This window comes from Mycobacterium tuberculosis H37Rv, from assembly GCF_000195955.2.
Lineage (GTDB): Bacteria > Actinomycetota > Actinomycetes > Mycobacteriales > Mycobacteriaceae > Mycobacterium > Mycobacterium tuberculosis.
Genome location: NC_000962.3, coordinates 927,778 through 949,419, shown reverse-complemented (window position 1 = coordinate 949,419; position 21,642 = coordinate 927,778). Strand labels below are relative to the sequence as shown.

Sequence of the window (21,642 nt, the reverse complement as noted above, 5' to 3'; positions counted from 1 at the left end):
CGGGCCGAGTGCCCAGCGATGCGCTCACTGCAGCGCCTCGATCCGCATCATGTCGAAGAACCGGCCGACGAACAGCGGTGGGTAGGCTCCCACTCCCGCCCCGCTCATCCATTCGGCGGCGGCGTCGGGATGCTCGATCCACTGCCGCGCGCCCGCCTCATCGGCAAACTCCTGCAGGATCAAAACCTCGTGCGCATCGTCGAAAGCCTGGAAAACCCAGGTCTTTCGAATCCCCGCGGCGGTAAACCTGGCTATCGCAGAACGGACCTCGGCGGTCAGGTTGGACACGTTGTTCACCGACGCGAACGCGGCCACCACAACGCCAGGAACCCGTGGAGTGGACTGAGTCGTAGTAGGCGCCGCGACAAATCGGTCGACGATCTCGCCGGCGAAGACCGCCGGGATATCGTCGACGCCCATGGCGTCGAACCAGTCGAAGAAGACCCGTGAGCGGAGCAATTCCACGATCGGCTCACGACTGCGTACTCCGATCATTACCAGCACACGGCCAGAGTCGTGCGTTGACGCGTAGATCAGAACGTGGTGTGCGCCGATGTCGGCCAGAGCCGATTTGTTGCGCTGCAGCAGCGGCCACACTCTACCGGGATCAGGGACCCGATAGTCCGAAGCGATCACCAACGAATGAATGTCGCCGGTACTCACCGAAGCTGGTCTTTCACCATATTTGCCGGAGGCCGCCGAATTCGGGCTGCAAGGATCGCCGGTGTGCGGCCATCCGTCGTCATCGATTGCCTCCACAGTGGCACCTGGATCGTCGAGACAACCTTGCACGACACTGCACCTGCGGATCAACCATGAATCTGCGCCGCGACTAGCGCAGCTGTAACCGATTGTGAACACCGCGACGCAACATGCCGCTGTGGCGTCGCCAGAATCACGCTCGCCCGGCGCAGTCGACGCGGGTGACTGCCTGAAATAGGGTTGCGTGCTGTGGACGGGTTTCCCGGGCGCGGTGCGGTCATCACTGGCGGTGCCAGTGGCATCGGGTTGGCTACCGGCACCGAGTTCGCCCGCCGCGGAGCCAGAGTCGTGCTAGGGGACGTTGACAAGCCGGGACTTCGGCAGGCGGTGAACCACCTGCGTGCCGAGGGGTTCGATGTGCACAGCGTGATGTGCGACGTCCGGCATCGAGAAGAGGTCACTCACCTCGCGGACGAGGCTTTCCGCCTGCTCGGCCACGTCGATGTCGTATTCAGCAACGCCGGCATCGTTGTCGGCGGTCCGATCGTGGAGATGACGCACGACGACTGGCGTTGGGTGATCGACGTCGACCTGTGGGGCTCGATCCATACGGTCGAAGCGTTCCTGCCGAGGTTGCTTGAGCAGGGCACGGGCGGGCATGTGGTGTTCACCGCGTCCTTTGCCGGGCTGGTGCCCAATGCCGGACTCGGCGCATACGGCGTTGCCAAGTACGGGGTTGTCGGTCTGGCGGAGACGCTGGCCCGCGAGGTCACCGCCGACGGCATTGGGGTGTCGGTGCTCTGCCCGATGGTCGTCGAAACCAATCTGGTTGCCAACTCTGAACGAATCCGAGGCGCGGCTTGCGCGCAGTCCTCAACGACGGGATCGCCCGGTCCACTCCCCCTGCAGGACGACAACCTGGGCGTCGACGATATCGCCCAGCTAACAGCCGATGCGATTCTGGCCAACCGCCTCTACGTCCTTCCGCATGCGGCCTCGCGCGCTTCGATCCGCCGCAGGTTCGAGCGCATTGACCGCACCTTCGACGAACAGGCCGCCGAGGGGTGGCGGCATTAGCTTTGATTTTCCTTAAGGCTCGATGTCAGATGGTGCGTCATGTCGGCATGTCGTCGCGCATCCCATCTCTTGTCAGCATCGGGTATGAGGGAAGAACCGTCGATGAGTTGGTGCGCCAGTTGATTGACAACGAGGTACTGGTCGACGTTAGCGAGATCCTGATTGAATACCGCACGCCCGCACTGCGGCGTTGTGCACCGGTAGCGGGGCGACGCGACCCGCGGCACCAACGGATAGCCGGCCACCGGTAGGTCGGTCAACGGGCGGGTGATGGTGTCGCGGTAGCTGCCCTCGCGCCCGCAGTCCGGGCTGTGTGGATCGCGGGTCACCGGGGTGCAGCCCACCGACCGGTCATGTTCTGGGAACCCGAGGTGAATGTGTCCAACCGACGGAGCCCGGCCACCGCAACGATGCCCACCAGAATCAATCCGCCCCAAACAATTTCATCGGTATTTAAGCGGCGCGCGGCGCTCATGAGCGATCCGATCGCCAGATTTCCGACGAGGACTCCGACGCCCACGATGGTGCTGTAGAACCCGTAGTGGGTCGCCACCAGCCGGTCGCCCGACAGTGCGACCACGGCACGCATTTCGAAAGGAAACAACGCTGCCGAGGCAACCGCCAGCAGACTCGCCGACAGCACCAATGCCATGACCGCAACGGCGACGCCGAACCGCTGGCCGTTTGGGATGACTGCAACCGGGATGAACGAGGCCGCCAAAATCGTCGCGCCGACTACCAGGCTGCGCTCGGCCCCCCATCTGACGGCGAACCAGCGGGTGATGCGCAGCTGCCCGCCGACGGCGACCAGACCCGATACCGCGAACATCGCCGCAATCAAGAGATATTGGTTGCGTGGCATGAGGATCGACGCCTGCATGGGCAGAGCCAGATAGATCTGGAACGACAGCGCATAGCATCCGGTCATGGCGGCGGCTAACGTCAGAAACGGACGGTTGCGAACGACGACCCGCCAGTCCTGCAGGATCGATGTTTTTTCGCGCTCCGAGTCGGCCCGGTGTTGGGGCAGTGCGACCAGCTGCGCGACGGTGAGTAGGCCGAACACACCGGCGGCGGCCAGCACCGTGATCCGGAAATCCAGCGCCAGCAATACTAATCCAACCAGCGGGCCGAGCAGGATCCCCGACTGGTAGAAGACGTTGAACATCGCGAACGCTTCGATCTTGCGTTCCCCGGCTTCGGCCGCGAGATAGCCGCGCACCGCGGGATTGAACAGCGCGCCGGCAAAGCCCGTGGCAGCCGCGGCGATCAGCACACTGGGCAGCGACTGGGCGACCACCAGCAAGGCAAACCCGCCGGTGCGGATCAGACATCCGGCGATGATCAGTGGCTTGTAGCCGAACCGATCGGCCAGCGTGCCACCCACGAAGAACATGCCCTGCTGGGAGAAATTGCGCACGCCCATCACCAGACCCACCGCCCACGCGGCTAGCCCCAGTGGCCCGGCTAGGTAGTCGGCCAGGTACGGCATCAGCATGTAGAAGCCGATGTTGATGCCGAACTGGTTGATCATCAACACCCGGCTCGGGCGGTTGAACCCGCGGAATATAGCGCGCGCTCCCATTACGACACCACCTGGGTTGGATCGATCACCGTGGTGCTGCGTGTCCATCGGGTGACGACGGCGTCTAGCGGCGAGGCAATCTCGTCGGGCTCGGTGGGAGGTTGTCCGCCTAGCAGTTCGTGTTCGTTGCAGTACGCGTCGTTGTAGATGGTGTCGAAGTAGCGTTGTGGGCCGTCGGGAAAGACCGCGGCAATCGTGGTGTCCGCCGGCAAGTTGCGTGCTGCCCAGCCGGCTACCAGGGCGACCGCCCCGACGCTCCAGCCGCCGCTGGCGTAGTGGGTTGCGGCCAGGGAGCGGCACGCCCAGACGGCTTCGGGGGGAGCAACCCAGTGCACTTCGTCGAATGCACGGTAATCGACATTGCGCGGATAAATACTCGAGCCCAGCCCGCGCATCAGCCTGTTCGACGCGGGCTGCCCAAAGATCGTGGACCCGATGGTGTCCACGCCGATCAACCGCATGTCCGGGTTGAACTCCCGTAGCACTCGGGCGACACCTGCTGAATGTCCACCCGTCCCCACCGAGCACACCAGGACATCGATCCGGCCAAGCTGAGCGACCAGCTCCAGCGCCAACGACCGGTAGGCGCCGACGTTGTCGGGGTTGCCGTACTGGTTCGGATTCCACGCGCCGGGGTATTCGGCCATCAGCTGCGCAACCCGGTCCTTGCGCGCCTGTTGCCATCCGCCGACCGGGTGCGGCTGCGTCACCATATCGACGCCGGCGCCGTAGGCGGTCAGCATGCGCGCGATGATGGGTTCCAGCCCCGGGTCGGTGACCAGGGTGACCGGGTGCCGGTACACCTTACCAGCGAGGGCTAGGCCCAATCCCAGAGTGCCACCGGTTGATTCGACTATCGCGGCACCGGGCGCGATATCGCCCCGGGCGCGCGCGCATTCGACCATGTACAGCGCGGGGCGGTCTTTCATACCCCCGGGATTGAATCCTTCTAGCTTGGCCCAAAATCCACGGTCAGGGTCTGAGGTCCCCGACAGCTCAGGTATCCAAAGCACCGGGGTATTGCCAACCATGGTGCCCGGGTGGCGATTCCGGCCAGGAGTGACTTGATATCCCTCCGGGAGGAGGCGGTACCGGTCGCGGGTCTGCCGCGACCTCACCAAGGTGCGGTGCGCCCGGTTGGCCAGGAGTATCTGCGGGTTGGAGGTGATGCTTGTTGGGTTTACCGGATTTGCCAGCGGCAGGTTGTTGTTCATAGTGATCGTCGCTTCTGCATCGGGGCCGGAAGTCACACGCGGCACTGGATGGGGGTCAGCGGTCACCGGCGATGGCGAATGGCCACCACCGCCTGGCGCTGACCCCTCAGCGACGAGCCAGGCAGAACCGGGTCAACAGGTCTTGACCGGTGCGAACGGATCCCTGCGCCGCCGGCGGACCGCGCGCGGCCGGCGCGACGGGGTCGGTAAGCGCGGCTGTCATGCCGGGCGCAGCCGCCACGACGTCTGGTAGTAACACCGGAGTGGCGGAGCGCGGCAGCACCGCCGTCGCGAGCCGTTCCGGGCACGGTGGCATCGAGTTGTCCACCAGGTGCCCGTGGTCGGTGTTGATGACGAATTCGCTACCTACGGACGTCGTCAACGGGTGGTTTGGGTGAGCCACATGACGGTGGAGCTGGGGGAGCCAGCATGCAGCGGCGACGGCGGCTACCGTCACCCCCAGCGCGACCGCGACAATCGCCGATCGCATCCACACCACGTGCCCGCTTTCCACGTGGCCCACTATATACCCTATAGGGGTAGGGTGTAAGGGCGGATGATGGCGTGGTGATCATCAACCGTTGCGTACTGCCCGATGTCTGGGCAGGGTACGAAGAGCGAGACCAAATCCAGACGAGGAGCGATCGATGCCCGAGCTGGCCACGAGCGGTAACGCCTTCGACAAGAGGCGGTTCAGCCGGCGCGGCTTCCTCGGCGCCGGCATCGCCAGCGGCTTTGCGCTAGCCGCTTGCGCCTCGAAGCCCACGGCATCCGGCGCCGCCGGGATGACCGCTGCAATCGACGCGGCCGAGGCGGCCCGGCCGCACAGTGGGCGAACGGTTACCGCCACGCTGACCCCCCAGCCGGCGAGGATCGACCTGGGTGGGCCGATCGTCAGCACGCTGACCTACGGCAACACCATCCCCGGACCACTGATCCGGGCCACCGTCGGGGATGAGATTGTCGTCTCGGTGACCAACCGTCTGGGTGATCCGACGTCGGTGCATTGGCACGGCATCGCGCTGCGCAACGATATGGATGGCACCGAGCCCGCGACTGCGAACATCGGCCCCGGCGGTGACTTTACGTACCGGTTCTCCGTGCCGGATCCGGGCACCTACTGGGCCCATCCGCACGTCGGTCTTCAAGGCGACCACGGCCTATATCTGCCTGTCGTCGTCGACGATCCGACTGAGCCAGGCCACTACGACGCCGAATGGATCATCATCCTCGACGATTGGACGGACGGCATCGGGAAGTCCCCGCAACAGCTCTACGGCGAGCTGACCGACCCGAACAAACCCACCATGCAAAACACAACAGGTATGCCCGAAGGCGAAGGCGTTGACAGCAACCTGCTCGGCGGCGACGGAGGGGACATCGCCTACCCGTACTATCTGATCAACGGGCGAATCCCCGTGGCGGCCACGTCTTTTAAGGCCAAGCCTGGCCAGCGAATCCGGATCCGCATCATCAACAGCGCCGCCGACACCGCGTTCCGCATCGCGCTGGCCGGGCATTCGATGACGGTCACCCACACCGACGGTTACCCAGTGATTCCCACCGAAGTCGACGCTCTGCTGATCGGCATGGCCGAACGCTACGACGTCATGGTGACCGCCGCTGGCGGCGTCTTTCCCCTGGTCGCACTCGCGGAAGGCAAGAACGCGCTGGCGCGTGCGCTGCTGTCTACCGGCGCCGGCAGCCCACCCGACCCGCAGTTTCGGCCGGATGAACTCAACTGGCGAGTGGGTACCGTGGAAATGTTCACCGCCGCAACGACTGCCAACCTGGGCCGGCCCGAACCCACCCACGACCTCCCGGTCACCTTGGGCGGCACCATGGCCAAGTACGACTGGACAATCAACGGGGAACCCTACAGCACGACCAATCCACTGCACGTGCGGCTAGGCCAACGGCCAACCCTGATGTTCGATAACACCACCATGATGTATCACCCAATCCACCTACACGGCCATACCTTTCAGATGATCAAGGCCGACGGCAGCCCCGGCGCCCGCAAGGACACCGTGATAGTGCTGCCCAAGCAGAAGATGCGCGCCGTCCTGGTCGCCGACAATCCTGGCGTGTGGGTGATGCACTGCCACAACAACTATCACCAGGTCGCCGGAATGGCGACCCGCCTGGACTACATTCTGTGACAGGCGGCTTGTGGGCTGAACCGGGCCGCTGCCAGCGCCTCCCAGGACGTTGCCCGTGAGATGGCCCTGGACAGCCGGTTGCGGACTGGCCGGCGTGACCGGCCGGGCCCATGGCGGGCACCGGCGGAACCATCGATCCAGCAAGGCTTTCGACCTGCGCGGGGGTCACGTCGCTGCCACCGGCACATCGGTTGACCGGCAACAACGGCCATTCACCGTTTCAGTGGTAGTTCCACGCAGACATGGGTCCCCCTGGGGGTGGCCAGGAAAACCAAAACTCCGCCGGCGGCATCCACCCGAGCCCGATGCGAAGCCAGACCGATGTGTCCCTCACCCAGGCGGCGCGCCATAGTGTCACCGGTGACCCCCACGCCATCGTCGGCCACATCCAAAACGCATTTTTCGTCGGTGATTCCGAGCCTGACCGAGGCGGTGGTAGCTCCGGAATGCCGCACGACGTTGGACAGCAGTTCGCGAACCACACCGAAAACGATGGGGTCGATCCCACTACGTATTGGGTAATCAATATCGGTGGAGATCTTGATACCCGAACGCTGAGCGGTAGAGGCCGCCAACTGTTTTACCGCCGGCCCCAACCCAACTTGCTCAAGCACTGCCGGATGCAGCTCGAAGGTGGCCTGCCGCAGCCGCTCCGACGCGCTCTGCAGTCCGGCCAACGCGCGTCCGACGCGCTCGTCGCCGGGGGTTACGGCATCCAACTCGATGAGCTCCTGACGCGCGGCCAGCACGTCTTGCAGCGGTCCATCGTGAATGGCTTCCGCAATCCGCCGCTGCAGCACCTCCGAGGCCGTCATCGTCTGGGCAAGCAGTTCCGCCCGCAACGCACTCAGGCCGGCAACCGAACGGGTATGCCGCTCCTCGATGCGAACCACCATCAAGGCCGTGGCGCACAGGAACGCATAGAGCGCGAACCGAAATATTGTCTCGGGCCATCCAATCGCGCGCAGCATCACGGGGTCTCCCAGCACCGCGACTGCGAATCCGACTAGCGTACAGGCCAGCACCACCGCCGCCCGTCGCGTCGACACGTCAAGGCCCACCAGGACCGGCAGCAGGATCATGATCAGCAGCGGATAGATCCCGTCGGTGGACAGCAGCTGAAAGCCCGTCAATATCAAAACGTCGACGGCGGTGAAAGCAAATGGCTCCAACCGGCCCATACTGCGAAAGCGTCGCAAAGCGAAGAATCGCCGGGACGCCGAATACGCTAACAGCAGAGCCCACAATGCAGCGACCGCGTAGACGCCGATCAACACGATTTGCTGTGGCCATTCGGACCGGCTGGTTCCAACGACCATCGCGGCGACCATGAGCCCCACGACACCGATCCGCAATACCGAAGCAATTCGGTAGGAGCGCAACTGGTGCGCCCAACGAACCCGGTCCAGTTCCGCCGAGCTGGTCATTGCCACTAGGACACCGTACTCATGGCGACCGCCCAAACGTCCGAGGTTGCCGTAGCTGGGCACGTCGGAGTGCAAATCAATGTCCAGCGACTGCCAGCGGCTGGTTGCCGACGAGCAGCTAAACTCATCGCCATGGTCGGCGCGCCATGAGCAATCCGCAGCCGGAGAAAGTGCGCGTGGTGGTCGGCGACGACCACCCGTTATTTCGCGAGGGCGTTGTGCGAGCGCTTTCGTTGAGTGGCTCGGTGAACGTGGTCGGCGAGGCCGACGACGGCGCCGCGGCCCTGGAGTTGATCAAGGCCCATTTGCCCGACGTCGCATTGCTGGACTACCGCATGCCCGGCATGGACGGCGCGCAGGTTGCGGCGGCGGTGCGCAGCTACGAGTTGCCAACCCGGGTGCTGCTTATTTCCGCGCACGACGAGCCGGCGATCGTCTACCAGGCACTCCAACAGGGCGCCGCCGGATTCCTGCTCAAGGATTCGACTCGCACCGAGATCGTCAAGGCGGTGCTCGATTGCGCGAAGGGCCGCGACGTGGTGGCGCCCTCGCTGGTCGGGGGCCTCGCCGGGGAGATTCGCCAGCGCGCGGCACCCGTGGCCCCGGTGCTCAGCGCGCGCGAGCGCGAGGTGCTCAATCGCATTGCGTGCGGTCAAAGCATCCCCGCGATCGCAGCCGAGCTATATGTGGCGCCGTCGACGGTAAAGACCCACGTGCAACGGTTGTACGAGAAGCTCGGCGTCAGCGACCGAGCTGCCGCGGTCGCCGAGGCGATGCGGCAGAGGCTGCTCGACTAGCTGGGGCCGCGGCGCGACGGCATGTACCGACCGCGTTGTCCGCGGCCAACGTACATCTAGGCCTCAGAACCGGGTCTTTGGTTGTTGGTGCCAGCCGGATGTTGGTCGGCTGATTGGCCCACCGCCGTTGGGCCGCGCCCTGGCCTTGGCGAACGCCACGGCATCGGCCACCTGTTGGCATGCCGCCCGCTCCTGCTCGTCGAGCCGACCGCGGGTCGTGCCAGCAGCAATCAGCCGCCTTCTCGCGAAGATCAGCGGATCCAGAAACTGCTCGGATCCGGCCAGGTCGCGATAGCCGCCGCGGTCAGATCCAGAGAAATCGGTGGTGCGGTAGGTGATGGCTTGGACCAGCGTGGGGCCGCCACCAGCGCGAGCCCGAACCACCGCGTTGGCCACACAGTCACGGACCGCTTCGACGTCGTTGCCGTCCACCGATACCCCCGGCATTCCGTAGGCCACAGCCCGGCGATAAACCCGAGGCTCGTGCGTGTACCTGTCCAGGTGCACACTTAGGGCACCACGAATGTTTTCGACGAGAATCACCACCGGAAGTTGCCACACGGCCGCTAGGTCCGCGGCCTCGTTGAAGGCATCGGCATCAACATCACAGTCTTGGGTCACGCAGAGTGTGACCCGTCCGGTGTCGCGCAGCCACAGGGCGTAGGCGTGTCCGATAGCCAACAGCGGCGATTGCTTGACCACGCGTATTGCAGCCGGTAGCCCGGCCCGAGGATCGGCAATGTGCGCATCCTCGTCAGCGCCTTCTAGATCGCCTGCGGTCGCACCCAGCATGTCGGCGATCACCGGGCCCAGCGGAGCGTCAGTACCAACGTGTTGGGCATGCGGACGATGGGTGGTGATGATGACATCGCCTTCGCCCAGCGCCGCCGCGGCACCGACACTTACTGCTTCCTGGCCGAAGCCACCCTGCAGCGGCCCGTTGATCAGGCCTTCGATGCGCAACTGCTCCAACGCCATATCGAGCAGTCGCAACACCCACATCCGGCGATACAGCTCCTCCAGCTGATCGACCACGAACGCAGCCAACCCTTCACTGGTACGAGTCACGCGACGGCTCCTTGCTGCTCAACGGACCGCAACTGGCAGCTGCCAGAACACGAGCCAGCGGCAAGCACAAAGCGGCCCCGAAGAAACCAACCGTCACCGTGGTGGCCGCCAGCACTAGGCGCCCACCATTAGCCAGGTTGAAAGCAGCCAGGATAGGCGCGGCCACCGACGACGCCGCGACGGCCATCGACCAGATCCCGTGGTAGCGCCCACCGTGCGCGGGAGGGGCGATCCGGTGCACGATGCCGGCGGCAACCACGAACCAGGCAATCTCGCCCGGCGAGCAGGCAGCCGCGGCCACACTGAAACCGACCGTGGTGCGGGCGAGCCCGGCAGCCGCCATACAAAGAGTCACCCACACTCCCGCGCCGGCCAGAATGTCTGGCCGTGGACCAAGTGCGAGCTGCTTGCTCAGCCACGGCGTCAACAGCGGGGTCACCGCGACAACCGCTAGGGCGTTGATCAACTGCACCCAGCCGTACGCCCCGACACCCAGTCCACTCGCGCTCATCAGCATCGGTACCGCCGCGAAGAAACCCATCAGCGTCGTGAGCGTTGCCAGACCCGAGACGGCCAACAGGACCAGGCGCTTGTCCGAGAGTGCCTGCCGATAGCCAACTTTCGACATGGCGGTGCAAGCTCGAAGGCCGGACTCGGTCCTACGGCACACATCGGCAGGTATACAGCGGCCTGCCAACCCCGCGAAGATCGCACACCCGATGCCATTGATCCAGTACAACACCGGGGTGTCCAACCAGCCCGCGACCACACCGCCGACCCCGCCGGTGATCGCAGCACCGATATTGAGCACCCAACCGTATCGCCAGCCGTCGAGTTGTGCCCGCCGCTGTGGGTCGGCAACCAACTCCGCGATCACCGCACCCAACACCGGACGCGGGGCATCGCAAACCAGGCCGGCGATCATGGCCCCAACCAGCAATCCCGGCACGGTGTGTAGCCCGGCCATCAGCACCAGCACGGCGGCGGCCACCAGCATGGTGGATACCAGCGTCACCCGCGCCCCGACACGGTCCACCAACCACCCACACAGCAGCTGCCCCACCGCCCAACCCAGGCCGTAGGCCGCCACGACCGCGCCGACCGCTCCCGCACCATGTCCTCGTCCAGCCACGTGGTAGGCTAGGAACGGATAGCCGAATCCGGCCGAGCGCACCAGCAAGTTGCCGCCCAGCAGCCAGATCACCGTCGAATAGCGATCCCCGGCCGCTCGAACTTGTCCGTCCCCCGAGCAGCGCTCCGGACCGGTGTAACGCAACCGGTCCTCGCGGGCGATGGCCGCCGCTGTGGTCACTAACTCAAGTTAGGATCGTTGACCTGTGCCGGCGTCCTCCGATCGGCCTGAAACGATGACGAAAGCCCCTTCCCCCGATCGGAGGACACCCGGGGGTGTGGTTGCTGCAGTAACCCCTCCAGCACATTACTTCTGCGGCTCGGGTTCTGCGCCCAGTGCCCATTCTGGGCTCCGATTGTGCTGCTTGCGTGCAACTTTCACCACATTGGTGCCCTCAGCACATCCCCGGGCTCCGCACCGTCAATCCGTCGTCATTGCACTGGGGGTCGGTCGGCGCAGGGCCCGCGCCAACGGCAGGCACAGCGCGGCACCGGCCGACCCCACGACCACCGCGGCCAAGAGATGAGCACCATGAATCGGGCCGTAGGAAGCCATGATTGGCACAACCACCGAAGCAACTACAGGGGTCATCGACCAGATTCCGTGGTAGCGACCGCGGTTGGCCGGCGCAGCGCTGTGGTGCACGATGCTGGCCGCAACCACGAACCGGGCGTCTCACCCGGTGTGCACACGGCCACAGCCACGGTGAAGCCGAGAGCGGTATGCACGGGCACACCCGACCGGCCGGCCAGCAGAAGCCGAGTCCGCCGGTAACTGCGCGACCGATACTGTCGATCCACCCAAACCGCCTCGGGCCGTCTGGTCTCGACCGCGCCATCGCTGACCGACATGCCCGGCGAGGCGACGCAAACTCGCACTCCCCCGAAGGGGCGAATGTGCGATTCTGCGTCTGTTGGTCAACCGAAATCGGAGGTCAAGTGGAGGGGACAATCGCGGTCCCGGGTGGACGCGTCTGGTTCCAGCGGATTGGTGGCGGTCCTGGTCGTCCGCTGCTTGTAGTGCACGGTGGGCCGGGCTTGCCGCACAACTACTTGGCCCCACTGCGACGGTTGTCTGATGAGCGGGAGGTCATCTTCTGGGACCAGCTCGGTTGCGGAAATTCCGCATGTCCGTCAGACGTAGACCTTTGGACGATGAACCGCTCAGTGGCCGAGATGGCAACCGTGGCGGAAGCCCTTGCCCTTACCCGCTTTCACATCTTCAGCCATTCGTGGGGTGGGATGCTGGCACAGCAGTACGTGCTCGACAAGGCGCCTGACGCCGTCAGTCTGACCATCGCGAACAGCACGGCTTCGATACCCGAATTTTCGGCCAGTCTGGTCAGCTTGAAGTCGTGCTTGGACGTGGCAACTCGCTCGGCAATTGACCGTCACGAGGCGGCCGGCACCACCCATTCCGCCGAATACCAGGCCGCGATCAGAACCTGGAACGAGACTTATCTGTGCCGCACCCGCCCCTGGCCCCGGGAACTCACGGAAGCATTCGCCAACATGGGAACCGAGATCTTCGAGACGATGTTTGGGCCCAGCGACTTTCGCATCGTTGGGAATGTTCGAGACTGGGACGTCGTCGACCGGTTGGCCGACATCGCGGTGCCGACCTTGCTGGTGGTGGGCCGTTTCGACGAATGTTCGCCTGAGCACATGCGAGAAATGCAGGGCCGGATTGCGGGCTCGCGATTGGAATTCTTCGAGTCCAGTTCCCACATGCCGTTCATCGAAGAGCCGGCGCGATTCGACCGGGTGATGCGTGAATTCCTTCGGCTGCACGATATTTGATCTCGCCGGGCCACGTCCTGCCCGTCGTCGGCAACCAACCGCGCGAGCCTCGCGCGTGTGCCTGAGTTTATGCCCGGCAAAGGATTTCACCGTGGGGTATCGCCAGCCAACCGTCCGGGGCCGCGGCCCACTCTCGCCACGCCGTGGAGATCTCCTCGAGTTGCGCGGCAGTGGCCAGACCCGAATCCACCAGCTGGTGAGCCAGATCGGATTGCAGAATCCGGTCGGCCCACACTAGGCCCCACCATTCGCGGGCCGAGGCCGTCGCGAAACACCAGACACTGGCCGTCGGCGTGACGTCGTCGAATCCTGCCGCACGGGCCCAGGACAGCAGCCGCCGGCCGGCATCCGGTTCGCCGCCGTTGGCTCGAGCCGCCCGTTCATAAAGGTCCAACCACCGGTCCAGCGCCGGAAGCTTCGGGAACCAGATGAACCCCGAATAGTCGGCATCGCGAGCTGCGACGATGCCGCCTGGTGTACACACCCGCCTCATCTCCTGTAGTGCCCGTACCGGATCGGCGACGTGCTGCAGCACCTGGTGTGCGTGGACGACATCGAACGCGTCGTCAGGGAAGTCGAGCTTATGCACGTCGGAAGTGGTGAACGAAATGTTTGACAGGCGGTGCAGCTGGGCCTCGGCGCGGGCCAGGCTTAAGGCGTCATCGGTTGGCTCGACGCCGGTCACGGATCCCGGCACGACCCGAGCGGCGAGGTCGACGGTGATCGTCCCGGGGCCGCAACCGACGTCGAGCACCGACAACCCCGGCACCAAGTAGGGCAGCAGGTAGCCGGCGGAGTTTTCCGCAGTGCGTCGCCGGTGACTGCGCAGCACCGACTCGTGATATCCGTGCGTATAAATCGCCCGACGTTTGTCGTTCACCGTGCGGTCCCATGGTCGAGGTGTTCGGCTCAAAGCCTACCGCCACTGCGCCCAAATAGTGGACATTTATTTCACTATATGAGACGTCAGTCAACTGGCACTTCGAGAATCGGGCGATCGACGCCGGCGCCGGGGCCGTCGAAATGCCACCACTCACCGGAGTACACCGTCAACCCCCCGGCCTGCATGGCGGCTCGCAGGTGGGCACGGTTGGCCTGGGCCTCAGCACTGACGCCCTGCGTTGCAAACGCTGTCGCCCGCGAAGAAAAGTCGTCGAAGTCGGTGCCCATGTCGGCCAGGCACAATTCGCCGGATCGCCGCACTGATGGGCACTGCCGCTGAGCGCTGGCAAACGTCACATCGACCGAACGCCCCGCCTCATGGCTATGCGCGTACTTGCCCGGCCGCGCCACCCAGGCCGGGTTGGGGACCACATCGAACATCCTGACCTGAACGTCGTGGGGCCGATAGCAGTCCCAGAAGACCAGCACCTGCCCGTGTGGGCGCAGCACCGCCGCGGCGGCCGCGAGACCCTCGGCCATGGACTCGTGCACCAGGCATCTTGCCCCGGGCGGGTACAGCTGTGTGCCGGTGAAATTGTTCGCCGTCGCGTAGCGCAGGTCGATGGCGGCATCGGGAACAACACCGCGAACATCGACCAACCCGGCTGCCCGCGCCGCCTCGCTGACTGGCGGCACAGGACCGGATGGCGTTGTGGTGTTTACCGGCCGGACGGGCCACGAGGTCGCACTCGGCGACTCGGACCAACGGCCGGCCGACACGCGGTCACATGCGCAAGCCCCGCAGATGACGACCAGCCCCACCATGAGCAGACGGAGCCGCCCGATCAGACGCACCCGATCATTGTCGCGGATTGTTGCGCCGCGGGCACATCGACGCGAGTTTGCCGACGCTGATCGCCCTGGCGTTCCCGAAATGAGCACACCCAACCATCGCCCGACCCACCACGGCTGGCACCGCGACTGCTTGGCCCGACGGCGCCTGGACTCGTCACTGCTGGTGCCCTGGCCGCGGCGGCACCGAGACCTCGTCGAGTGGGTCGCCGCTGCACGCTGATGCGACGGAAACGTCGACATGATCGGCATCAGCTACTTCGTTATGACCCAACTCGAGGCGGCGGTCGAGCGACGCTCAAGGCGATCTTCCCGTTGTGGCGACCGCCGACCTCTCGACGGCGCCAACCACCATGGCTTGTTGGGTTCGTCGTTCCTCGCGCCTGCTCGGCCTGACCTCCAAGCGCAGCGACAAGCTTTGGCGCAGTAGACCAGTCCGTCTGGCCCGGCGCGTGCTGACCACCCCTCGACTGCAGACGAGGTTTCAGACAGGCAACGAGGAGGCCGCGGCAACGATGCTGCGGCAACTCATCAGACTGCCGCACAACCTGCACCCTTGGGGTGAGTCATGGCAGGAGGCAGTGAGTGCGACTCGGATACCGCTACACCTTCCAAGTCGACCAGCTCCGACCTGATATGTTCAATAAATCATTATGTTCAATAAAACTGAACGTACGGATATACTGAACGCATGGATCAGATCGGGGCTGACCTCGCTGAGGCCGTCGAGCGTCACCTCACCGAATACGGAGTGCGGGTGCTCGGTGGCCTATCAGCATTGAACTCCGCGCATCCCGAATCACTAGACCTTGAGATCGACGCTCACCCCCTCACGATCACTGCCCTCTACCTTCCTCACCTGTCGGCAACGGCAGCACTGCAGGCCTGGGATACCGCCGGCGCTGGTTCGCCGCTGCTTGTGGTGGGCCCGCGTCTGCATCCGTCGAGCGCTGAAACGCTGCGGGCTCGCGGACTCTGGTACATCGACGGAGCTGGGAACGCTTATTTGCGGCACCAGGGTGGCCTGCTCATCGACGTGCGCGGCCGACGGTCAGCTGTGTCCGCACAACCGGGCACCCTCGGTGACGGACTGCACAGCGATGGACCGCGTAACCCGTTTACCCCCAAGCGCGCGCAGGTTGTCTGCGTACTGCTTGACGCACCGCAACTGGTCGACGCGCCGCTGCGTGCGATCGCCGCGAGCGCCGGCGTCTCGGTCGGTATGGCCAAGGAGACGATGGATACGTTGCGCACTACCGGCTTCTTCGAACACCTCGGCTCCCGCCGCAGGCTGGTGCGCACCGATGAGCTGCTGGACCTGTGGGCGGCTGCCTATCCGGGGGGTCTGGGCCGGGCCAACAAACTCCTGGTCGCCAGTGGTGATATCCACACGTGGTCCGCACCCGACGGACTCGCAGTGGCGGTCAGCGGGGAACAGGCCCTGCCCGACGAAATCCGCAATCCCGAATCACTGATGCTCTACGTCGACACCCCAGCGCCCGGGCTACCCGCCGACCTGCTTATACACAACCGCTGGCACCGCGACCCACACGGCAGCATCGTGATCCGAAAGCTATTCTGGCGCAACCTACCTGACGAGCAACCGGGGTTGGCTCCCACGGCCTTGATCTATGCCGACCTCCTTGCCTCGCGCGAGCCGCGCCAGGTCGAAGTCGCCCACCTCATGAGAAGGCAGGATGAGCGACTCGCCCGATTATGACCCGGTCCTCCTGGCCTGGGTGACACCGATCGTCACAGCACTTGCCGACGTCGTGCCGGCTGAACAGCTGATGCTCGTCGGGGCACAGTGCCGCGATCTACTGCACTGGCGCTTCTGCCGCGGGGTGCCGCCGCGGGCCACCAACGACACCGATATCGCAGGGACCCTGAACAATTGGGACCACTTCGAGGCAATTCGGGCCACCTTCCGCGCCCTGGGCAGCACCGGGCACCGATTCCTGATCGCCGACCGCGCCGTCGATGCCCTCCCGTTCGGCGAGGTGGAGTCGCCCACCGGCACAACCCGCCATCCCCCAGGCAACCAGCTCATGAACGTCCACGGATGCACCGACGCCTACCTGCGTGCCGATGTTCTGCCTCTCCCTGGCGGCCTGACAGTCCACCTTCCCCAACCGCCGAACTATGCGGTCCTCAAACTGCACGCATGGCTCGATCGGTCCGCGGACCACGACTACAAAGACGGCCCAGATCTGGCCTTGGTGGTGCACTGGTACGCCGGCGACCTCGACCGGCTTTACGCCAAACCAGACCAGTGGGCGCTACGCCGTCACGACTTCGACCTACGCACCGCCGCTGCCGCGCTGCTCGGCCACGACATGCGCGCCAGTGTCAGCGCACCGGAGGCCGCCGTGCTGGCGACGCGCGCCACACAGGCCGACCACGACCTGCTGGCCCAGCACTTCGCCGTGGGTCGACCGGGCTAGCCCACCACCACAGCTTCGCGGCGCCCGCTGGTCGAGGCGTTACTCGACCAGCTCACGCCGGGCTCCTAAATGCGAACCGCAATCACAAATGTACGTTCTCAAACGGCGCGTCATACAGAATTGGTTAGGCAGGGTGGTAGTCGGGATCAATGAAGGCCGCCACGAGTTGGATGCAGCAGCAAGTCTTAGCGACTGCGACTGTCGTACGGTGGCGGCTCGCCTGGTTAAGTAAGCCCGAGACTTGGCGCCGGCGAAAGCGGCGGCAGTCTCAGAAGATTCGACGTTCAGTGCAAAAACAACGTCGCTCGACAGTCTGGGATAACCAACGAAAGACATTCGGCGTCGTGATATCCCCGGCACGCCTGACGGCCTGGATAGCGGCCAGTGCGCTGATCCTTCTGACAGGCACCGAGTTGTTCGGGACAGCGCTCTCGTGGGTCAAGCTTTCCCCCATATGGCATGTCTTCTCCTTTGCGGTGGACACCAGACCCATCGCCACGCTGCTTGATTACGCCTCGCATCCAATAGATCCCCGTAGTTACAGCTCGGTTGCGGTGACAGCAGTCGGTGCCGAAGCGACGCTTCTCGCCTTCTTCTTCGCAACGGTGGGCGTCGTGGCGTCAACAGCCCTCAACACGCTGCGCTCGTCGCCGCCGCTGCTGCTTTCCAGTCCTCGGCTAACTACTGGATGCGATCGCTGATCGTCTGCAAGATGACGTTGGCGATCGGCTCTGCCGGTTCAATACCCAACACGCCAACGGATATGAATACCGACGATTTCAGGCGATACACATGACTCCAACCCGCAGCGCCGATCCTCACGGTGGAGGCGTCCGGCCTGTCGAGGATGAAATCGAAGTAGGGGTCATGCAAGCCAGCACATTCTGCCAGCGACGACTCGAGCCGATGGAACACACCGCGCGCCGTACTCGGGTCCGGGTACAGCGCTATCGCCTGGCTAACCGTCTCGACCATGACCGGCCCGCCCGGTCTGAGGTCGTCGGTAACGCCGTGGTAACCCGCGCTACGGAACTCTGACCAGTCGGTTCCGAAGGTGCGATCACTGCTGCCCACCACACGACAGGGGCCCGGAACGTTCGTGTCCGCCTCCGGCGGTTCACGCAAGTCGGTCTGAAAATGTGCGGCGAGCTCCTCATAGTTGGCGATGCGCCGTACGTCTTCGATGCTGACGATCAACGAATCGACCCGCGATGTCGGGGGTGCGGTGCTCGGCTGGGTCGATGTGGCTTGAAACGAGCATGCCGTGGTCGCGATGGCCGCACAGCAGACGATGACGGCCGACTTGGCAGCAGTGGAGCAACACACGACTGATCGCCACACTGGCCAGCGCGCGCCACATGTCCGCTGACGGGTTGAGCTCTTTGGCCTCATTGTCGATAAGCCGGCTTCTGCGGACTGGCGTCCGCGATCGGTCATGCTGGGACTTCGGCGTTGGCCAAGCGGGAAACCGCTCCGCCGACGCCGTTGCCGCCATCGTACGGGCGACTGGCGTTTGCTGCGGCTAATTGACAAGAGTGACGGAAGTGCTAACGCACGCCGCCCTTGACCTTAGGCGGCGTCGCCGGTTGTCTCGTTGCGCGAGGCGCACGAACTTGTCGAATCTGTCGAACGTGCGGGGCCAACGCCCGCCCAAACGACCGCCGAGCCGTGCCGGATCTCCGGCGGCCATCGGATGTTGACGAGTGTCAACTTCGTCTCCCGGTAGGCGCTATATGCGCGTATCGTAACGATGGGCGACAGTCAGATCACACCGGCCAGCTGGGAGGTGTCGGATGTCTTTCGTGATTGCAGCGCCGGACTTGGTGGCGATGGCCACGGAGGATCTTGCAGGCATCGGCGCGTCCCTGACCGCTGCCAATGCGGCGGCCGCCGTCCCGACAAGCGGGCTGTTGGCCGCTGCTGGCGATGAGGTGTCGGCGGCCATCGCGGCGTTGTTTTCCAGCCACGGTCAGCAGTATCAGGCGATGAGCGCGCAGGCGGCGGCGTTTCATGCCCGGTTTGTGCAGGCACTGGCCGGGGCTATGGGCGCCTATGCGGCCGCCGAAGCGGCCAACGCGTCGCCGTTGCAGACCCTCGAGCAGGGCTTGCTAGGCGCCATCAATGCACCCGCCGCCGCGTTGTCGGGCCGACCTTTTATCGGCAACGGCACCAACGGCGCCCCGGGGACCGGGGAGGCCGGTGGGCCTGGAGGCTGGTTGTTGGGCAACGGCGGCAACGGCGGTTCGGGTGCTCCGGGGCAGACCGGGGGTGCCGGGGGTGCCGCCGGGCTGCTGGGCCATGGCGGGACCGGTGGGGCCGGAGGCACCGGCGCCTCGGGTGGCAAAGGCGGCACCGGCGGGTGGCTGTGGGGTAGCGGCGGAGCTGGCGGGGCCGGCGGGTCCGGCGGCGGGTCCGGTGGGGCGGGTGGCAACGCGCTGATGTTCGGCATTGGCGGCAACGGCGGAGCTGGCGGGGCCGCCAGCGGAGTCGGGAACGGCGGGGTCGGCGGCGCCGGTGGAGCCGGCGGCGCGCTGGTAGCCATCGGTGGCGCCGGTGGCGCCGGCGGGGCCGCTACCACTGGAACCGGCGGTGCCGGCGGCGCCGGCAGCAACGCATTGGGGCTGTTCCTTGGCCTGGGCGGGTCCGGCGGTCAGGGCGGCGACTCGGCCATGGGAAGCGGCGGTGCCGGCGGTGCCGGTGGCTCTGGTGGCGCCGCCAGCCCCTTCGGGATCGACATCGGCATCGGCGGTGCCGGCGGGCACGGCGGCGCAGGTACTAACGGCGGTGCCGGCGGCGCCGGCGGTGCCGGCGGTTCCTCGGGCACCGTTTTCGCGCTCGACTTGAGCTGGGGCGGTGCTGGCGGCAATGGTGGCGCAGCTACCACTGGGACCGGCGGGGCCGGCGGCACTGGCGGCTTCGCTGTTGCCCCCGACTTCATCGGGTTCGGCGCGGCCTACGGCGGGGCCGGCGGGCTTGGTGGGGCTGCGACCGGTGCCGGCGGCACCGGCGGGACCGGTGGCGTTGGTGCCGGCGGCTTCGCGGCTCTGGGCGTGGGCGTCGGCGGCGCCGGCGGGGCTGGCGGGGCCGCCACCGAGACCGGCGGCATCGGCGGCGCCGGCGGATTGGGCGTCGGGCTGCTGGGCGGCGCCGGCGGCGCCGGCGGTCCCGGCGGCGCCGCTTCGGCTGGTAGCGGCGGCCATGGCGGGACCGGCGGCGATGCCCTCGGATTGATCGGCGCCGGCATCGGCGGCGTCGGGGGGGTTGGCGGAGCCGCCACCGACACCGGCGGCAACGGCGGCGCCGGAGGCAGCGGGACCGGGCTGCTGGGCGGCGTGGGCGGCGCCGGTGGGCACGGCGGCGGGGCTTCGGTTGGTACCGGCGGCAGCGGCGGTGCCGGCGGTGACGGCTTCGGATTCGTCGGCGCAGGTGGCAACGGCGGCAACGCCGGCACCGGAGTCGGGGTTAACGGCGCCAACGGCGGCAACGGCGGCAGCGCTACCGGCGCACTCGCGGCCGTCGGCGGGGCCGGCGCGGCCGGCGGGGACGCCACCAGCGGAACCGGCGGGTTCGGCGGTGCTGGCGGCAGCGCCCGCGGCCTGATCTTTGCCCTGGGCGGCGCTGGAGCCGCCGGCGGCGACGCTTCCACGGGAGTCGGCGGACCCGGCGGTCCGGGTGGCACGGGCACCGCCAGCAGCCCCTTCGGGATCGCCATCGCCATCGGCGGTGCGGGCGCGCAGGGCGGCGCCGGCACTAGCGGCGCCACCGGCGGAGCCGGCGGTGACGGCGTCTTCGAGGGCATTGCTGTCCTCGGCCTAGGCTTTGGCGGCGCCGCCGGGGCTGGTGGTGCCGCCACCGGGGACGGCGCCACCGGCGGAGCCGGCGGCTTCGGCGGCGCCGGCGCTGGCATCGCAAACTTCCTAGGGTTCTCCGTGCTGCACGGCGGCGCCGGCGGAGCTGGCGGCACCGCCACCGGGACCGGCGGCAACGGGGGGGCCGGTGGCGGTGGCGGGTTGAGCTCACCCGTGATCCTGGGCATCGGCATCGGCGGCGCCGGCGGCGACGGTGGTGGCGCCCTGGGGGTGCTGGGCGGCATGGGCGGCGACGGCGGCGACGGCGGCGAGGCCGTAGCGGTTGGGATCGCCGTGGGCGGTGCCGGCGGTGCCGGCGGCGCCGCCCCCACCGGTAACGGTGGCGCTGGCGGCAACGGCGGCGACGCCCTCGGACTAGTCGGCGTGGGTGGGAACGGCGGCAACGCCGGCACCGGCTTCGGGGCTAACACCGGCGGCAACGGCGGCGACACGACGATAGTTGTCAACGGCATGCTCGCCCCGTCTACCCTCGGCTACGGTGGCAACGGCGGCAACGGCGTCAACGGCGGAGCCGGCGGTACCGGTGGCAAGGCCGGGGTGTTTGGCGCGCCGGGACAGAACGGCTTGCCATAACCGGATGAGCGCAACCAGCAATGCCGACTCAGGTCGGTGCGGTCATCGCGTCCATGCGG

At 66.2% G+C, this 21,642-nt stretch carries 18 protein-coding genes and 1 other annotated feature; of the genes, 7 read left to right on the top strand and 11 right to left on the bottom strand.

Going from position 1 to position 21,642, the window contains the following annotated elements:
• Positions 1-24 precede the first annotated feature (24 nt).
• On the bottom strand, positions 25-663 hold the full coding sequence (locus Rv0852) for a hypothetical protein (RefSeq protein ID NP_215367.2): 639 nt from the start codon (positions 661-663) through the stop codon (positions 25-27).
• Positions 664-951: 288 nt separating this feature from the next.
• Here Rv0852 and Rv0851c point away from each other — a divergent pair, with 288 nt between their 5' ends.
• On the top strand, positions 952-1,779 hold the full coding sequence (locus tag Rv0851c) for a short-chain type dehydrogenase/reductase (protein ID NP_215366.1): 828 nt from the start codon (positions 952-954) through the stop codon (positions 1,777-1,779).
• Positions 1,779-2,109 (bottom strand) — a mobile genetic element (IS1606', len: 331 nt. Insertion sequence IS1606'). It overlaps the preceding gene by 1 nt.
• On the opposite strand, the gene Rv0849 is transcribed toward Rv0851c, so the two are convergent.
• The 3 genes from Rv0849 to lpqS form a co-directional block, all read right to left on the bottom strand.
• Positions 2,105-3,364 carry an MFS-type transporter gene (locus Rv0849; protein NP_215364.1) on the bottom strand — a complete coding sequence of 420 codons (1,260 nt, stop codon included), beginning with the start codon at positions 3,362-3,364 and terminating at the stop codon, positions 2,105-2,107. It overlaps the preceding feature by 5 nt.
• Positions 3,364-4,482 carry a cysteine synthase CysK gene (cysK2, locus tag Rv0848; protein ID YP_177762.1) on the bottom strand — a complete coding sequence of 373 codons (1,119 nt, stop codon included), beginning with the start codon at positions 4,480-4,482 and terminating at the stop codon, positions 3,364-3,366. Before cysK2 ends, Rv0849 begins: the two co-directional genes overlap by 1 nt.
• 202 nt (positions 4,483-4,684) lie before the next feature.
• Entirely contained in the window at positions 4,685-5,077 is a 393-nt protein-coding gene (gene lpqS, locus Rv0847) for a lipoprotein LpqS (protein ID NP_215362.1), read from the bottom strand.
• A gap of 148 nt (positions 5,078-5,225) precedes the next feature.
• Between lpqS and Rv0846c the strand changes: the two genes are divergently transcribed.
• Complete coding sequence (locus tag Rv0846c) at positions 5,226-6,740, top strand: oxidase (RefSeq protein ID NP_215361.1); 1,515 nt, start codon at positions 5,226-5,228, stop codon at positions 6,738-6,740.
• 212 nt (positions 6,741-6,952) lie between these two features.
• Here the strand turns inward: Rv0846c and Rv0845 are convergent, their stop codons facing one another.
• On the bottom strand, positions 6,953-8,230 hold the full coding sequence (locus Rv0845) for a sensor histidine kinase NarS (protein ID NP_215360.1): 1,278 nt from the start codon (positions 8,228-8,230) through the stop codon (positions 6,953-6,955).
• An 83-nt stretch (positions 8,231-8,313) separates the two neighbouring features.
• Between Rv0845 and narL the strand changes: the two genes are divergently transcribed.
• Positions 8,314-8,964 (top strand): nitrate/nitrite response transcriptional regulator NarL, encoded by a 651-nt coding sequence (gene narL / locus Rv0844c; protein ID NP_215359.1) that lies wholly within the window; start codon positions 8,314-8,316, stop codon positions 8,962-8,964.
• Positions 8,965-9,027: 63 nt separating this feature from the next.
• Here narL and Rv0843 read toward each other — a convergent pair whose 3' ends face one another.
• The 3 genes from Rv0843 to Rv0841 form a co-directional block, all read right to left on the bottom strand.
• Positions 9,028-10,032 carry a dehydrogenase gene (locus Rv0843; protein ID NP_215358.1) on the bottom strand — a complete coding sequence of 335 codons (1,005 nt, stop codon included), beginning with the start codon at positions 10,030-10,032 and terminating at the stop codon, positions 9,028-9,030.
• Positions 10,016-11,308: an integral membrane protein gene (locus Rv0842; protein NP_215357.1), complete on the bottom strand. Its 1,293-nt coding sequence runs from the start codon at positions 11,306-11,308 to the stop codon at positions 10,016-10,018. The genes Rv0843 and Rv0842 overlap by 17 nt, the downstream gene beginning before the upstream one ends.
• 276 nt (positions 11,309-11,584) lie before the next feature.
• A complete protein-coding gene (locus tag Rv0841; RefSeq protein ID YP_177634.1) occupies positions 11,585-11,827 on the bottom strand; it encodes a transmembrane protein in 243 nt (80 codons plus the stop codon).
• A gap of 275 nt (positions 11,828-12,102) precedes the next feature.
• Here Rv0841 and pip point away from each other — a divergent pair, with 275 nt between their 5' ends.
• Positions 12,103-12,963, top strand: coding sequence for a proline iminopeptidase (pip, locus tag Rv0840c; protein NP_215355.1), 861 nt, complete (start codon positions 12,103-12,105; stop codon positions 12,961-12,963).
• A gap of 67 nt (positions 12,964-13,030) precedes the next feature.
• On the opposite strand, the gene Rv0839 is transcribed toward pip, so the two are convergent.
• Both Rv0839 and lpqR read right to left on the bottom strand, forming a co-directional pair.
• Positions 13,031-13,843, bottom strand: a complete 813-nt coding sequence (locus tag Rv0839; RefSeq protein NP_215354.1) for a hypothetical protein — start codon at positions 13,841-13,843, stop codon at positions 13,031-13,033.
• Between the two features lie 86 nt (positions 13,844-13,929).
• Positions 13,930-14,700 carry a lipoprotein LpqR gene (gene lpqR, locus Rv0838; protein ID NP_215353.1) on the bottom strand — a complete coding sequence of 257 codons (771 nt, stop codon included), beginning with the start codon at positions 14,698-14,700 and terminating at the stop codon, positions 13,930-13,932.
• A gap of 688 nt (positions 14,701-15,388) precedes the next feature.
• Here lpqR and Rv0837c point away from each other — a divergent pair.
• Positions 15,389-16,417: a hypothetical protein gene (locus Rv0837c; RefSeq protein ID NP_215352.1), complete on the top strand. Its 1,029-nt coding sequence runs from the start codon at positions 15,389-15,391 to the stop codon at positions 16,415-16,417.
• Between the two features lie 70 nt (positions 16,418-16,487).
• Positions 16,488-17,141, top strand: a complete 654-nt coding sequence (locus Rv0836c) for a hypothetical protein (RefSeq protein ID NP_215351.1) — start codon at positions 16,488-16,490, stop codon at positions 17,139-17,141.
• 681 nt (positions 17,142-17,822) lie between these two features.
• On the opposite strand, the gene lpqQ is transcribed toward Rv0836c, so the two are convergent.
• Complete coding sequence (gene lpqQ, locus Rv0835; RefSeq protein ID NP_215350.1) at positions 17,823-18,467, bottom strand: lipoprotein LpqQ; 645 nt, start codon at positions 18,465-18,467, stop codon at positions 17,823-17,825.
• Between the two features lie 467 nt (positions 18,468-18,934).
• On the opposite strand from lpqQ, the gene PE_PGRS14 reads away from it, so the two are divergent.
• Positions 18,935-21,583, top strand: coding sequence for a PE-PGRS family protein PE_PGRS14 (gene PE_PGRS14, locus Rv0834c; RefSeq protein ID YP_177761.1), 2,649 nt, complete (start codon positions 18,935-18,937; stop codon positions 21,581-21,583).
• The last annotated feature ends 59 nt before the right edge of the window (positions 21,584-21,642 follow it).